Annotated in this window: 9 protein-coding genes; all 9 read right to left on the bottom strand. The window is 43.2% G+C overall.

Going from position 1 to position 17104, the window contains the following annotated elements:
* Positions 1 to 88: 88 nt before the first annotated feature.
* Positions 89 to 2155 carry a hypothetical protein gene (locus BFS30_RS19030; protein WP_157262960.1) on the bottom strand — a complete coding sequence of 689 codons (2067 nt, stop codon included), beginning with the start codon at positions 2153 to 2155 and terminating at the stop codon, positions 89 to 91.
* Positions 2156 to 2266: 111 nt separating this feature from the next.
* Positions 2267 to 3283, bottom strand: a complete 1017-nt coding sequence (locus BFS30_RS19025) for a substrate-binding domain-containing protein (protein ID WP_069380741.1) — start codon at positions 3281 to 3283, stop codon at positions 2267 to 2269.
* Positions 3284 to 3383: 100 nt separating this feature from the next.
* Positions 3384 to 5006 carry a RagB/SusD family nutrient uptake outer membrane protein gene (locus BFS30_RS19020; protein WP_069380740.1) on the bottom strand — a complete coding sequence of 541 codons (1623 nt, stop codon included), beginning with the start codon at positions 5004 to 5006 and terminating at the stop codon, positions 3384 to 3386.
* 22 nt (positions 5007 to 5028) lie between these two features.
* Positions 5029 to 8097: a SusC/RagA family TonB-linked outer membrane protein gene (locus BFS30_RS19015; RefSeq protein WP_167353166.1), complete on the bottom strand. Its 3069-nt coding sequence runs from the start codon at positions 8095 to 8097 to the stop codon at positions 5029 to 5031.
* A 353-nt stretch (positions 8098 to 8450) separates the two neighbouring features.
* Positions 8451 to 9119, bottom strand: coding sequence for a superoxide dismutase (locus BFS30_RS19010; protein ID WP_069380738.1), 669 nt, complete (start codon positions 9117 to 9119; stop codon positions 8451 to 8453).
* A gap of 82 nt (positions 9120 to 9201) precedes the next feature.
* Positions 9202 to 11820 carry a BamA/TamA family outer membrane protein gene (locus BFS30_RS19005; RefSeq protein WP_069380737.1) on the bottom strand — a complete coding sequence of 873 codons (2619 nt, stop codon included), beginning with the start codon at positions 11818 to 11820 and terminating at the stop codon, positions 9202 to 9204.
* A gap of 8 nt (positions 11821 to 11828) precedes the next feature.
* Positions 11829 to 14189, bottom strand: coding sequence for a hypothetical protein (locus BFS30_RS19000; protein WP_069380736.1), 2361 nt, complete (start codon positions 14187 to 14189; stop codon positions 11829 to 11831).
* 25 nt (positions 14190 to 14214) lie between these two features.
* Positions 14215 to 15093 (bottom strand): SdiA-regulated domain-containing protein, encoded by an 879-nt coding sequence (locus BFS30_RS18995; protein WP_069380735.1) that lies wholly within the window; start codon positions 15091 to 15093, stop codon positions 14215 to 14217.
* A 12-nt stretch (positions 15094 to 15105) separates the two neighbouring features.
* A complete protein-coding gene (ppk1, locus tag BFS30_RS18990) occupies positions 15106 to 17103 on the bottom strand; it encodes a polyphosphate kinase 1 (protein WP_069380734.1) in 1998 nt (665 codons plus the stop codon).
* Position 17104: the final 1 nt, after the last annotated feature.

The raw sequence follows: 17104 nt of genomic DNA, 5'->3' as shown, positions 1-17104 counted from the left end.
TACTATCCTAATAATATTTAAAAAACCTTTTAGCTATGCAAGCATTTGTCCTGGTTGAGTGGATCAACCAAGACAAGCAATGGAATACCTATACTTTTACTAAGGCTGTGGCCCCATTTTTAAGGAGATATTGTTTGACTTTACCACCTTTTCTTACTTTGATCTTTAATCTGTTATGACCTGACCTGGAGATCTCGAGGTCAAATACGTTTCCAAAGGAATGAATGTTACGCAAAGCCATCTCATTCCATCCTTCGGGTAGTCTTGGGGTACAGTTGAAGCGGTCGAAACCTATAGGACGTATGCCAAACAGGCCTTCCGTAAAAACCCGGCAGTATAAGCCACTTTCTGCGGATAAATGCCGCTGCCCTCCTTCCGGAAAGGCTTCTACCGGATAGGGAACATGTTCTCCCAGTAATCTTCTTCTGGAATAATACCTGAGGTAATGCATGGCAGTTTCTGTATCTCCGGCCTCCAGAATCCCACGCAAAGCATAAAGTGTGGAACGATCCCAGAATGTCTTATCACCCGCCTGTGTCAGTAATCCATCCTGAGTAAATAATTTTGGAGAGAACAAGGCTTTAATTGTCCCGGATTTACGCTCCAGAATGCCAACAGTCAGGGGCATGCAAATCCAGGAACGCAATACCGTGTTCTCCTTATAATAGCGATAAGTCTCAAAACCGTCTATATTAGCAGAGAAATAACGGTTTATGGCCAGCCGGAGTGCTTTTGCCTGTAGCCCATACCCATCTGCGAGACCTGAAGATTTTCCCAGTAGACGGCTCAGTTTTTCGGCAGACAGCAGGGCGTCATAATATAAACAGCTGGTCGATAAGTTCGCTGTTCCGGCAGGAAAACGTCCTTCCAGTTCATCGCTTTGCGAGGCTACCACTCCTTCCGCATTCAGTTTTCTTCTACAATATTCAAGGCACCACTCTATTAATGGCCATAATACCCTTGCGGAATCTATATTTCCGTTCGCTAATGCATACCGGGATGCCCCGTAGGCAATCATTGCCTGATCCCCACGATCGCCGGCACCATTCCAAAACCCTTCTCCTTCCGCAATGATTGAACTGGGAATAGGTTTATATTCAGGGTTCATATACGCGGCAAACATACGATAAGCATTCATAGCCGATTTATTTCCCATTTCATCGCCTAAAAACGCAAAAAATGGGTTTACATACTCGGCCTGGTCATTTGCCCAGATGGCAGCATAGTAGGAAAGTCCGCCGGGACCATGCATCAATCCACCTTTAGTCTTAAAAACACTCTCTGTGGCACGCAGCTTTGCAAAGGTAAAAGCAGTATTTAAAACCGGGTCAGGTGTGATCAGCTGCAGTTTTCCGGAAATCTCCTGAACCCGGGAATAACGGGCCTGTTCTTCAGCCAATACCTCCACATCGAGTATAGAGCTTGGTTTATCCACTGCCTGATAGGTGATGGAAAAGGTAATGGAATCACCAGGTTCAACCGTTTGTCTGTCTCCTCCGGCCGACTTTAATATCAAATGATGGGTTTGCAGATGACTTCTGGAAGGGGCTACCTGAATGTTCCTGATCTGATGATCCATTGAAATTTTCAGGGCTTTCTTACCCTCGTTTACAAAAACCAGTTTTTCAATGGCCATTGCCTGATCTACGGAGGGAAACAGGGTTCTTTTTAGGCTGACTTCTCCTTTTTCACCCAGTTTACTATAGATCTCCATTTTGCCGTCAAGCCGGATGGCCGTCACTTTTTCCGAAAAACCAGGAAGCTGACGCCCGTTAAACAACTCTGTCTTCATGGGCTTTCCATCTATAAAAACCTGAGGAAGTTCCTCATCTTTAATCACCTGCATGAGACTGGAATGGGTATCATTTGGTTTCATCCGGAAGCCGGGGAAGACTACCGTTCGCTTTAAATGAAGCTTTTTTTCTTTATCCACTTCATATTGAAGCCATAGAGAAACACGTTGCCCGCTCATTTCAATATGATCGGAATGAGACAGGCGGTCCTTAATTTCCCAAAGGATCCCTCCTTCTTTACTGATCTTCCAACGATCATTCTGAACGGGAAGGTTGAGCTGCTGGGCATTGACCAGATTCCAAATGGTCATCAATATGGACAGGATCAAACCTATCCTTAGTATCTTTAATTTACCTTTCATGGTTATTTTATTTATGCTGGATTAAAATCAGATTTAATGGCCTTAAAGACCATAGAAATAGTGCTGCAACAGGTTAATCTGTTACCGGAACTGATCTGTGAAATGAAATTGTTAAAGAGAAGTACGTCTTTTCAAAACCGTGGGAATCACTTCCTGTATTTTTTCCTGGCTGAGTACAAACGCTGCTGCTTTCTCTGCCATCAACTGGAAATCTGTAGAATACGTAGTGATGCCACCAAAGATGATTTCCTTTATGGGATCATCATCCTGAGCCAGAATACCAACGTCCTGACCAAGCTTGAAACCTTGTGCTTCACAATCTTTTAACATCGTCCAAAGCTGCCTGTCATTACACACAAAATAGACTTTTCCTTTTTCCAGAGCACCGGGAACATATTCCTTTTTTACCTGAAATTTGATATTATAGTCTTTTACGAATCTTTTGAATGCTTTCATGATTTCAACAGGCAGGTCTGAATTAGGTCTGGAAAAGAAAATCATCTCGTCAAAATTCCTGATGGTATCCAATAACTCCACAAACACACGATAACTGGATGCTTCAAATTCCTGAGTGAGGTAGGAAAAATCCCCCTGCATCGGCTCAAAACGGTCAATCATCAGGAATTTATTCAGCGGGAGAACTTTCAGGATTTCTGCAGTTCTGGGATGGGGCATTGGTGTAACGACATACATGCCATACTTTCCGCTGATGTTGTTGATGATGCTCCCGAAAGTGTCAATATTCTGATGGTGAAAAAATACGTCGATCTGAATATCCGGCAGCAAAAGATCTCTGAAAGCATTATAAAAGGTTTCCTGAATTGAATCGAAGGCATATAAAACCAGGGCCAGCTTTAGCGGCTGTCCGGTATCAGTATTGGAGATATAATAACCCATGCCTCTTTTGGACTCAATAATGCCCCGTTCAATCAGCTCTTTATATCCTTTTACGATGGTTTCCCGGGCAAATCCGGTTTCTCTGATCATGATATTTACAGAAGGAAGCTGGTCGCCTTTCACCAGAATCTTTTCATCAATTGAGTTAATAAAGCCCTGAACCAGTTGCTCGTGTTTAGAATAACCCGGAATCACTTCCAGTTCTTGTATTTTCTCAAAAACATTCCTCATATATCTTATCTAATTGCCTGCCTGAAGATCAGGAAAACAAATTTAACATTCCAATTCTTAAAACCGTACAGCATTTGCACACTGTACGGTTTTCTTTTGATTAATATCCGGGGTTCTGGATCAGTAATGTATTCTTTTGCATTTCATAAGCAGGAATAGGAAATAAATAATTGGCTTCCAGGAATTTCCTTGGCTGCAGATTGAAATAATCATAGCTCAGGGAGCCGTTAGCATTTTTAGTAATGTTTACTCCCCGAAGTGGTTTATTCTCGGTAACCATTGCAATTTTCCACCTGCGTACATCATAAAAACGATGACCTTCGAAGCACAGTTCGATTTCACGTTCATGCCTGATGGCCTGCAAAAGAGCAGTTGACCCTGCAGTAACAGGAGGCATATTTACAGACGACCTACTGCGAACGAGGTTCAGGTAATTTCTTGCCTCGGCTTCATTTCCCAGTTCATACTGGGCTTCGGCATAATTCAAATAGATTTCTGCCAGACGAAAAATCACCCAGTTCTGTGTACTTCCTGTAGCATCCATATCATGGGATTCATCTGCGTATTTACGCCAGTTATAGCCCGTCAGACTGGCATTCCAGTTTTCTACAGGACTCTGCGGGCTATCAAGCCCACCCTTAAAATATTCCGCATTCCTGCCTTTAAACGGTGTTCCATTATAAATAATGGTGGCATTGAAACGCGGATCCCTGTTTTGATAAGGATTCGCGGGATCGTATCCGGAAGCCGGATCAGTGATCATCTTTCCATTTTTCATTTCGAAATCATCTACCAGGTTCTGAGAAGGGGCGTACACCGACCAGCCATGGTATCCATTTGGCGCAATCATCACATCCAGAGAAGATTCCCAATCGGTTCCGTTCATCCCATAAGACAGGATGATTTCGGGATTAAACTTCTCCAGAAACAGCTGCTTGTAGTCTGCGCCCTGGTAAAGGGAAAATCCCGGCGCATCCAGCATGGCTTTGGTGGCATCTGCTGCGGCCTGCCATTTGGCCCTGTTGTTGGATGGGTTATTCAAAGGACTTGCCGCATATAACAAAGCCCTGGATTTCAAGGCCAGCACCGCTCCTTTGGTGATCCTTCCCAGGTCTTTCCCGGTATAACTATCAGGTAATAAGGCAATGGCATCGTCCAGCTCCCTGATCACAAAGGTCATGCATTCGTCGTAGGAGTTTCTTAAGGTTAAAAAATCAGGATCAGAAAGCTGGTAGACTTTTGTAATCAGGGGTACGCCGCCATAGCGGGAAATAAGGTTAAAGTAGCACCATGCCCTGATAAACTTCATTTCCCCGATCATCCTGTTCTTTATCGCCTCCTCCCCTTTTACTTCCGCGATCTTCAGAAAAAAAGAATTGCAATCCCTGATAAAGCCATAGTCGGCCGACCAGCTGTCCATAGAAAGGTTATCCGGGTTTACTTCTCCTTTATTCCATAAAAAGACACTTTCATAATTAAATTTGGAATAACCTTCATCAGAGGCAGCAGACAATCCCGGCCCGTTCACTGCAGCGCCCCAGTTATAAAAATGTGGCAAAGCGCGGTATTTAGAATTGATAAAGGTCTGTATCAGGTTCAGATCTGTCCAGACATCCTGCTCTGAATAGGTATCCAGCGGTTTTCTTTCCAGAAACCCCTTTTTGCAGGAGCTGATGTTCAACAAAAGCAGCAGGCTGAAAAAGCATATAGATATAGTTTTCATTTTCTTATTTTTTCATTTAGGATTAAAGAGAAATATTGATTCCGGCACTCATGATTCTGGTTTGCGGGTAATAGCTTCCGGTCACCGCATTGAGCTCAGGATCGTAGTCCTTAATTTTGCTCATCACCAGCAGATTGCTTCCATTTACAAAAACACGTAGGTTTTGCAGGCTTAAACGGGAGATGAATGTTTTCGGGAAGGTGTAAGAGATTTCTACATTTTTGAGCCTTAAAAATGCAGCATTGCGAAGCCAGAAATCTGAATACCTGTTGTTTACCGGATCATTCCGGTCAAAAGAAGCTGGATATGTGCCCTCAGGGTTATTTACGCTCCAACGGTCTTCAAATAACCAAACCGGAGGAGTAATGGCATTTCCCTGCTGTGGCAGGATCAATTGCCTTGCTTTCCCCTGCCCCTGCAAAAGGATGTCCAATCCAAATCCTTTATACTGAAAACCGGCAGTCAATGCGAAAACACTGCTGGGAGTTGGCGTTTCAAATATGCGGACCCGATCATCAGAAGTGATTTTTTTATCTCCATTAATGTCTTCATAGCCAATATCACCAGGTTTTGTACCAGCCAGATGTACAGAATTATCAATTTCTGCCTGTGTCTTATAAATCCCTGTACTCTTATATACCAGCCAGGAATCCATGGAATGTCCCTGAATTTTCTGCCATTCGGGAACATTCGCTGCCTCGTCCATGAATACCACCTTGTTCCTGGTATAGGTATAGTTCCCACCAACCTGGTAAGAAAAATCCTTATTGATGCTGTGCCTGTACATCAGTTCCAGCTCCAGGCCCCTGTTGTCTACTTTTCCAATATTTTCTACGGGCAACTTGCCACTCAATCCGGTGCTGGAAGGAACAGAAGCATTGCGGGCAATCAGAATGCGGTTACGTTTAGAAATAAAATAATCGGCATTGATGCTCAGCTCACCGTTAAAGAAAGCAGATTCTATCCCGATATTCATATTATTTGCCACTTCCCAGGTCACTCCCGGATTTGGGGCCACGCCTGCCGACAAGCCCTGTTGTTTCTCGCTATCCGGGCCGAAATAGAATCCCCCATCCAGGTAATATTGTTGCAAATTCTGGTAAGGCGCAATTTTATCATTCCCTAACTTACCCCATGAAGCCTTGATTTTCAACTGGTTTACAAAGCTGACCTGCTGCTTAAAGAAGTCCTCTTCAGAAATTCTCCATCCCAGGGAGATACCGGGAAAAGTTCCCCATTGTTTACCCTTAGGAAAGTTAAACGAACCATCATGGCGTAAAATAACCTCTGCCAGATAGCGATCCTTATAACCATACGTAAAACGGCCAAAGAAATTCCTGCGTGCAGATTGTGAGGCCACACTTCCATTGTTCTTGTCCTTATCCCCTCCAATAAAAATCTGATCGATCTTACTGCTCAGGTACCCTGTACGGTAGGCACTGATTCCTTCATCATAGTTTTCGCTTTGTTCAAAAGCCACAAATGCAGTGATCAGGTGGGCCGCAAAGCGTCTTTCATAACCTAATTTCAGGTTATAAGTTTGCAGCTGGTAATTTCTGAAGTCTTCATTGAGGTTAATCGGCCCTTCCGTATCCCGCAGGTTCACATATTCATTACTGGTTTTATTATAGCGATAGGCATCCCAGTTGTCATACAGTTTCTTTCCATTGCGAAAGCGGAAATCAAAGGCTGCAAGTCCGGAAAGGTAAAGTCCTTCGGTAACATAAGGCAATTTAAGATGAAATGAGGCATCAGAAATCAGGGAATAATCCTTTGTTTTGTTATACCCTGTCGCTCCGGAAGCCATCAACACGGGATTGCGCCCACCGGCAAGTCCTGGTCCGGGAAGCCCGTTTGGATAATAGGCCGGTAAAGTAGGATAAGCGGAAAGTACCTCTGCAAAAATACTCCCGCTGCTATAATTAGAATAATGCCTGTCCTCGAGCCTTCCCGAAACATTCAAAGATACTTTCAGGTCGTTTGTTACCTGAGAACCGATATTGGAGCGCAGGTTATATTGTTTGTAATTGGTGGCAGATTTATGAAAAATACCATCCTGATTTAAATACTCGCCGGAAATAAAATGATCTGTTTTTTCGTTTCCACCGCTCAGACTAATGGCATGGCGGTATTGTGGCGACAAATCTTTCAATACCGCATCGTACCAGTCGGTATTGGGAAAATTCAAAGGGTCGCTGCCATCTTTATACTTCTGCACATCTGCATCAGAATACTGATGAGGTTGTCCCAAACGGTCATTTACCTCATTAATATACGTGGCATACTGCCCGGCATCTACCAGTTTAGGCAATTGTGTAGGTTGGGTAAGTCCATAACTCCCGGTATAAGTAATGACCGGCTTTCCGGTTTTCCCCCGTTTCGTGGTAATTAAAATAACACCATTTGCAGCCTGAGCACCGTATATAGCAGCGGAAGCATCTTTCAATACACTGATACTTTCTACATCATCGGGATTAATCCTTTCAAATGCGCCCCTATTGGCAACTCCGTCAATCACGATCAGCGGACTATTGTCGTTCAATGTCCCCTTACCACGGATCAGTAAAGTAGAAAAATCATTGCCCGGCTCTCCGGACCGATTGGAAGCAATTACCCCGGGAACACGCCCTGCAATGGCATTACTTAAATTCGCCGCCGGACTTTGTCTGAGTACGTCCCCTTTTATTGAAGCTACAGACCCGGTAACCGTTACCTTCTTCTGAACCCCATAGCCCACCACCACAATCTCTTCCAAAACTTTTTGATCCACCTGCAATTGTACGTTAACTCTGGTGGTCCCATTTACGGCTACTTCCTTTGTGGTATAACCGGTAAATGAAAAAACCAATATCTCCTTCCCGGAAATATTGATGCTGTAATTGCCTGATCCATCTGAAGAAACAGCAGTTCCTTTGCCTTTAACTGTAACCGAAACTCCCGGCAGGCCCCCACCTGTTTCGTCGGTTATTTTCCCCGTTACCCGATCTGTTGTTTGCACCACAGACTGGGCATTAACGGCATTGATCATCCCCATCTGCCCCCCGCATACAGAGAATAGCATGAATACTTTAAGGGTCATTTTTAATTTCATACGCATTTTTGTTTAGTTGGTTTGGTTTATATTATTTGGTTGATATTATTTGGTTGTATCATTCGGTTGTATCATTCGGTTGATTATCACTCAAACCAAAGCAACAGTACTATTCTATACTGTTCTAGTATAACACAAACATATAAACATTTTAACAGATCCCAAACTTTATTTCAACGCGTCCCAAAAAGCTTATATTCATCGTATAAAAAAAGCCGCATCATTTAAAATGATGCGGCTTTTTTTATACTCCTCCCGGGTTTAGCACCCAAAAAAAGTATGCGTTCTGTGAGCAGACCTAGAAATATTTGCCCTTTTTCAGGGCAAGGATTTCCGTCTGCGAACAGACATGCTTACTTTTTAACTTCATTAAACCTTCTCTCTACCTCTGCCCAGTTGACTACTGTCCACCATGCATTGATATAATCCGGGCGTTTATTCTGATACTTCAGGTAATACGCATGCTCCCAGACATCCAGTGCCAGAATTGGTTTCCCTTTCTCTGCTACCACGTCCATTAAAGGATTGTCCTGGTTCGCTGTCGTACTGATCTTCAGTTTTCCATTCTGAACAATCAGCCATGCCCACCCTGATCCAAACCTTTTGGCTGCTGAATCGGCAAAAGCAGCTTTAAATTTCTCTATTGATCCGAAATTGGCATTAATTTCCTTCAAAAACCCGGCAGAAACCGGTTTTGGTTTAGGTGTCATGATCAGCCAGAAGAGGCTGTGGTTAAAATGACCACCGGCATTATTTCTAATTACAGCAGGGTATTTGGAAACCTGTGCCAACAGTTCGGCCAATGACTTTCCTTCAGCTGAAGCAGTTTTTAAGGCACCATTCAGGTTGTTTACGTAGGCAGCATGGTGTTTACCGTAGTGAATTTCCATTGTCTGCTTATCAATAGCAGGTTCCAGTGCGTTGGTTGCATAAGGAAGTGTCGGCAATTTAAATTGAGCGCTTACCACCTGCGTGCCAAGCAACAATAAATTAAGGGGCAAAAAGCTTTTTAATAATCTCATTTGATGATATAATTTGTAATAATAGAACGTTTTCAGGCAGACTTTGTTTCCCTCGCTCTCAGAAATAGAAAGGGATTTCGGGCTAAAAATTGAAACCTACTGAGAAATAGGGCATTGTCGCTTCCTTAGAGAAACCCAATGTACCCTGGATGAGGATCTGATCTCCCGGCATGATGTATAAACCACCACCATAGCCATGGTGCCATCTTCCACTGGATTCTCCAGGTTGCCAGACTCTGCCCACATCATTAAACCCGATCATCCCCACTGTTCCGGGAACCAGGTATGAGGTGAAATTGAACAACTTTAGTCGCAGGTCCAGGTTATGGTATGCTCCCGTGCGACCGGTAAATCTTCTGCTATTGAAGCCACGAAGGCTGTTTACTCCGCCCAGCTGAATGTGCTGAAAGAATGCCGGGTTACCAACTGTAGTCCCGCCACCAATTCTGTTGGCGATTACCAGGCCGGATTTCCATGGATTGAGGTAAAAACGGAATTCCGAAGTTACAATCCCATAGCGCTGATCCTCCCCTGTTACGCGTTGCTGCGCAGAAATTGTAGTTTTCCAGAACACTCCTTTTTTAGGAATGGCAATATGATCGCGTGTATCATAAGACCAGCCCGCAGTTAGTCCCGCATAAAAGCGATTAGAAAATACATCCTGCCCGGGATTGGCTAAATCATAATCAAAAAGAAAACGTTCCTCATTCTCCGATCGGTTACTTGCATAATAAGACAAGAGCAATCCTCCTTCCACACTCCAGAATTTATCGAGGTCTCTTTTGAGTTTCAGACTGGCATTTAAATAATTATACCGGTTCCTGTAGTAAGAAATTCCATCTTCTTTATCGTTCTCTTCCTCATTCTCCTCATGATGGTCATCATCTTTTATATAATCTGTATTGTTCCCCAGGCCAAAGAAGTTACTCAAATTATTAGGGCCCAACATATTTACCGTTACCTTCAGGTCATTGTTACCGATTGCTTTCTTAAAATCTCCGGCATAATCGAGGATAAAAGACTTTCTTCCGGTAGAATAATGCGCCCAGAACTCCTGTTTTGAAGCATATGGCGACTTTCTGAATCCTTGTTTTTCGATGATATAGCCCAATCCAATCTGCACTCCCTGATCAATATTATAGTTCAGGTCGAATAAAACCCCAGACCTGTCGTACAGGAATCCGGTTTTATTAAACTGGTTAACGGCAGTATCTTTTGCAAGCCTTAACTTGGCAAAACCTTTCTGAGGGAGCTCATTTGTTTCGTCCTTACGGTCGTAAATAAAGAGTCCTGATTTATTGCTGACCTCCTCTGCTACCTTAAACTGATCCTCTTCATCCCCACCAATCATCCTCACTTTTATCGGAGAGCTGGCTTTACCATGAACATCAAAAACATCTTTACCACCCAATCCGAATAACCTGATTTCTTTGGTTACCTCCGGGTTAAAAGTACGGTCAAAGAACAGGCGTCCTTTACTTCCATCCTTCTTAATATTATATACGTGCAGCCTTACCGTTCCATCATCCTGATGTTTTACATCGAAATATTCGGTCTTGTCTGAAGCAGGCACATCGACATTTATAGATAAAAACCTATAATATTTCAAAGCCAGTGTTTCCAGCTGATTTCTTCTTGAAGTAAAGTTAGCAATCAGCTCCGCTCCACACTGTTTAAAGATAGGATCCGGCATTTCCCTGAAAGATTTAGCAATCAGTTCGTCGGTCATCTTAGACTGTACTACCTTCACTTCCTCTTTCCAGTCCTGCTCCGTCAGCTCATTTAAGAAGAAACGGTCAAAATACCTTTCGTTAAAGTTCCAATGTTCCACATCCCGGATGGTTGGGGAATAAGGTTGCAGGTGAGATTTTAGCCACTGATGGGTCAATACCCATGGGAAAACGCCTGAAGTTTTATAAAACACTTTATCGCGGTCTCTTGGAACCGGGCTATAAGTGGTACCGTCTTTGGTTTTCTCTACAGACCAGCGCCAGTTGTCTTCATGCCTGTCCCAATCTCCCAGCAGGAAGTCCAGCAAACGCGCCCTAAGGGTCATTTTTTGATCTGCACGGGTATCATTATCTTTCAGGATTTTCTTCTGGGCTTTCTCGGTATTGTCTGTTTTCTCTTCAAAAGGAGACCTTTCTTCAAACACATAAGCGGCATTTGCGAAATCCTTACGGTATTCTCCCAATCCGGGATCATCGCCTACATACACGATTTCGGGTTTTGCATGTGCGAGGTCGAGTGCTCCGGCCAATGTCGGAACAATCAGGGAAGCAAAAGGATGGTTGGTAGATACCTGATCCTGAGTAATATCTCTTGCAATGGTAGCCCTCAGGTTCTCCGGCAGACTTCTATCGGCATATTTCTGAACGGTTCTCAGCACCCATTCTTTTCCCGCAGCATCTTTCAGACGCAGGGAACGGGTCTGCATCCCTCCTCCCAGTTTAATGATCGTAAGTCCTCCCTTTTCTTTCTGAAGGTCCATGATTCTCAATTTCACAGGGGTAGCCCATATTTTACGATAGCTTTCTCCCAACCAGAAACGGTGAAAACCACCTACTTTATCATATTCCGGTGCAATCGCTACTGTAATGGAATCCGTTTGCCCGACATGCTGTGCAATGCCAGGCGAAGGAATGGCTACAAGAGCCAGTTTTACTAATAATGCAGCTTGCAGCTCCTTTTTAAAACGCATGGTTTATTTTAATTTTTAAGCGTTACCCCTATTCTGAGGGCTTTTAATCCTTCAACTCCCTGTAGTTCCTCAATATCAAGATACTCAAGGTCGTCATTTAAAAGACCAATATCCTGAAGAGTTTTAATATATCCTACATATTCATGTGCTTCCCAACTGTTAAAGTATACAATTGCGATCTTTCCAGGTTGGGTAATGCGTTCTGTGGTGTCTTTGATATGTGCTTTATCGATCCTTTTCTTCACCATCTGGTATCGGATATTATAACTTCCTTCCACATCAAAGCGCTGTTCATCGATTCTGAAACTAATGTCGATCAGCTTTTCATACACGAAAATCAGCTGCGTAGTTTCCAATGGTAAAGAGAAATAAGGCGCCAGACTAAAGGTGGTCTGGGCAATTTCTGCCAGGACTTTTAATTGTTTCAGGCGGAACTCATGAAGGATCTCCTCTGAAAACGCTTTATCCGGAGCGATAGAACGGCCCAGGTAAATATCAAACTCTACCCCATCGGTTCTGAATTTCTCAAAATAGCAGGGATAAATGCGTTGAATCTCTCTGTTAAACTCATCCAGGTGCCTGGTGACCGACAGGTTGATCATCTGAAGACTTTTTTCATAACGGTCCCGGTGTTCATAGCTTTTTCCATCAACGGCAGTGAGTCTGAAATAATCATCAACCGTTTCAGTAAGTTCCGGATAAGTCTCCATCAAATGAGTCAGGGCATAAGGAATCTGGCGTTGCAGATAATCTTCAGTTTTTAGAATTTCACGGTCTGAAAGTTCTTCAAACTGTTCTTTGTTCCAGATTTGATATTGCTGAGGCATTTCTCCATCCTGCAGTTGACAGACTTTATCTTTCACTGCATCCAATGTTTTTTCCAGGATCTCGAAATGCACATACAAGTCCTTCCTGATGGCCATATTACGGAGCACACTGGAATTCCGGATGTCTACCGCCCCATAAAAAGGATGTACCTCTTTAAAGAAAACCGGTTCAACAGGCAGATTTCTAGCTTTACCTCCGGATTGTAGATAACGATATGCCGCCTGATGAAACCGCCATTCAACCGAAGGCTGCAATGCCGTGAATTTATCGGTTACAATTTCCGAGATCTCCTGATTGAAATCAGTGATGATATCCTGATATAGCTGCGCCAGTAATGGAAAGGCAAGGTCAATTTTCGTCAGGGTACTTCCGTTAAATTTGGTCGGATCTTCGGTATACAATTCCAGGCATCCTACCAATTTCGCGTTGTAGTACAAAGGAAAGAGGCCATAGGCTTTGATTCCTTTCGCCCAAAGGAGGCGGAGCATCGGATATTTTTCCTGATCTTCCTCTGTAATTTCCGGAAAGATCATGGTCCGCGGATTGCTCAGGTATTCTTCAATAAGATTTAACTCATCCTCATATTTCCAACCATCTTCTTCGGCCAGTTTGATCAGCTTGCTGTAAAAACCTGATTTCTCATTCACCAGGAGCTTATTGTTCAGCTTAGTATAAGGTAACATGCCAAATTCCAGCTTTTCAGTTCCCACAAGGGTCTTTAAGGCAGTAGCAATTTCTTTACTATGGCTTACATTCTTGGACTCATGGTGTTCAATGATGATGTTCTTGATCGATTCCAACACATATTCACCGGTCACATCCACCATGGTCACAATAGAAATCCCTTCTATGGTAAAGATTTCAGGTGGAATTAACTTGGTTAAAATGTCTATCGTATTGGTTTCATCCTGAATATAATCTTTCACAATATTGAGGTCATATACCGGCATTTCCACATTCGCGGTAATGTCCAGAAACCTGGTATCTATAATTAAACGATAATACTTAGGGAGTTTTGTCTCCGGATCGATAATTGATTTAACGGTAAACTCATTGGCAGTAAGGGAGAAATTATAAAAGCGGCGGAGCACCAGGTTATAAAATGCTGACAAGAGGCTTTTTTCCATTTCCAGCTTTGAAGGCAGACTCAAATCCGCTTTCAAGGTGCAGGTGGAGGGCTCCATCAATACATTATAAAAAGCATTTGTTCCATAATGAAAACAGGGCATCAGTGGTGTACTAATGGCCCATAAATGCTCTTTCTCTTCATTTATAATTGGCGATAATGCCGTATAGATCAATTCAAAAAGCACATTGTACCGCTGGACATTCTCCATTGGTATGGGCTCCTGCAATTCAGGGAATTGCTTAAACTGCTCCAGAATGTATTTATAAAAATTGATTTTGGCGGTTTTCTCCGTATTTGCCATGTTCTCCACATAAGCAATAAATGGCCTCAGCGACAGCTTTATGTCTGCGCCAACCGGCCTCTCGCCCGTTCCAACAATACTATTATTTAAATCCAGCGTGATCGCTTGCATCTGTTGTATTATTTATTTTTCAGTACTATTTACCTGCAGGCGTATATTTAAACTTGAGGATGTTGCCATTGGTCAGCTCATCCCCCTCGTTAGAAATATACAGGTTCAGGTCTTTGTCGAAGGCGATTCCCTCCGGCTGATTGTAGAGTCCGGAGCTCAGGCGGTGGATGGTTTTCACCTTCCAGTTTTCATCTGCAACCAATAACAACTTATTGGCTGACGCCAGAATATACCATTCTTTGGTTTTTGGATTTTTAGTTAGTGCAGAAGGGCTCAGACTTGCTTTCAGCTTAGGATTCATTGTTTTGATCTGCTCCAGGTCAATGCTGAAAGAGCTTTCAGGAACCAGGCTGTCAATCTCAGACTGATAGTTAAGTACATATCCTGTTACGGTTTTCTTCTTTTTATCTACCGGACATGATTTACATAAGATATATACCTTGCTGTTTTCCTCGTCTGCATATAAGCTTTCGTATTCCCCTTTCGGCACCAATCCTTTATTATGTTTCACCTGTTCTGCATCTTCCTTAACGGCTTCTGCAAAAGGGAAAGAAAAAAGGTGTCCGTTACTTTTCAAAACAAAGATCTTTTCTTTAAAGATTGCCAGGTCTTCATAATCACCTTTAGCGGCAAAACGAACATTCTTCTGGTCTTTAATGTCCCACTTCTGACGGAATACTTTTCCATCTTCATCCTGAATCGAATAAACAGTATCCGGCTGTCCCTTATAAAATGTAATCCCCGAGATCTCCAGGAGGCTTTCCGGCATATTGAATTTGTCGGGTTTCTCCAGGTCATAACCCGCAGGGCTGCTGAATTTGGAAGCTATGGGTTTGCAGGCATAAAAAACAAAAAGTGCCAGAACCGGAAGAATATAGAATAGTTTAGTATAGACTTTTTTCATAAAATACGTTCATTAATTAGCGTTAAACCTTTTTAACAACTGATAAATGGCTTCCTGAGAGCGCAATGCCGGCAGGGCACTGATCTCTTCATTCTGCATGGTGGAACTGATATTTACCGCCTGCACATTATCTTGAAGCTGCAAGGTAATAATTTCCATAATCAGACGTTTCAACTCAGCGTCATATAACGGAAAACATACCTCAATACGGCTATAAATGTTTCTGTTCATCCAATCTGCGGAGCCAAGATAGGTATCATCTGCCCCCTTATTATGGAAGATAAAGATCCGTCCATGTTCCAGGTAGCGGTCCACAATCCTTCTCACCGTAATGTTTTCACTCAATCCTGCTTGCCCGGGAATGAGGCAGCAAATGCCACGAATGAGGAGTTGTATTTTCACTCCTGCCTGAGCAGCTTCATATAATTTAGCGATGAGTACCTGTTCTTCCAGGTTGTTCATTTTGATGATGATTCCCGAAGGAAGGCCCGCCTTTGCATGGTCAATTTCTCTCTGGATCAGATCCAGAAAGGTTTTTTGCAGGTTAAACTGTGCAACAAGCAGGTGCTCAAAAGAGATCTGGTCCTCCAGGCCGGGAGTTTTCTTTTTCTTGCTTAAAAAGCCAAATAAAGACTCGAGCTCCTGTAACATCGGCTGATGGGCAGTAAGTAAAATATGATCCGTGTAAAATTTCGCGGTGCTTTCATTCAGGTTGCCCGTAGCCAGTAAACCCAGGTATTGCGTTTCCCCTTCGATATTTCTTTTCACCAGGCCTACTTTAGCATGTACCTTCAGGTCGAGGTTGCTGTAAACAATCCGCACCCCTGCAGCTTTCATCTGTTTGGCCCATTTGATGTTATTTGCTTCATCAAATCTTGCTTTCAGCTCTACCAGCACCACCACCTTCTTACCGTTTTTGGCGGCAGTCATCAGTGCATTGACAATTCTGGAATTGCTGGCCACCCGGTAAAGGGTCACAAAGATCTCTTCCACCGACACATCATTTGAAGCTTCATTGAAAAAGCGAAGTACCGGATCGTAATTCTGATAAGGTACATTGATCAGGATGTCTTTGCGGAGGATATGGTTAAAAAGCGTATCCTTTTCAGCAACCCGCTCCGCCAGGGCAGCCGGCCATTTCGGATATCCGAATTGCTTACTGTCTAAAGGAAAGTTATTGAGGTCTTTTAAATTATGATAAGTTCCACCTTCTACCACTGCAGCCTTATTCAGGTTCAGGGCATGAATTACGCGGTATAAGTTTCTAAGAGGTATCCCTGGTTCATAAAGAAAACGGGTAGCAAAACCAAAATCACGCACCTCCAGTTGCTTTTCCAGGGCACTGGTAATGTCTTCCGCATACTCCTGCCCTATTTTTAAAGCGGCATTTCTGGTGATCTTCAGGTTATAGGCACCATGAATCACATCATGAGGAAAGAGGTAAGCTAAATTATGTTTAATGATGTCTTCCAAAAATACCACATACTGTTCCTCTCCCAAGTGGATGGCATACAGACGCTGCAGGACTTCCGAAGGAATACTGATTAACTCCAGGCGTTCTTTCCCTTCTTTATCTCTTAAAATGATCACCTGGTAGAGTTTATTATTCTCGGCAAAAAAATCCGTCAGGTCCCGGTCAATACAAACCGAGTGGATATAGGCGAGCACTTCATTGAAGAAAATATCGGAAATCTGATCAGAAATGGTGGCAGGAATAGGTTTATTGTATAACCAATGAACCTTTTGAGCTTCCAGTTCCGGCAGGATCTGTTCCACCATGATCTCGCCAAACTTTTGCTGCTGCTGGTTGATCTTGTTTTTCGCGAGTTCAAAATCCCACATCAGCACCGGCATCCTCACTCTGTAAAATTCATCCAGATTGGAGGAATAGATAGAAAGAAATTTAATGCGTTCCAGGATTGGCACAGCAGGCCTTGAGGCTTCCATCAGCACACGCTCATTAAAGCTCAGCCAGCTTAAATCCCGGTTAAAAAAAACAGCAGACTCCATA

It is taken from the genome of Pedobacter steynii (genome assembly GCF_001721645.1).
GTDB classification, from domain to species: Bacteria; Bacteroidota; Bacteroidia; order Sphingobacteriales; family Sphingobacteriaceae; genus Pedobacter; species Pedobacter steynii_A.
Note: the sequence above shows the minus strand (reverse complement) of the source record. Positions and strands in the feature narration are given on the sequence as shown.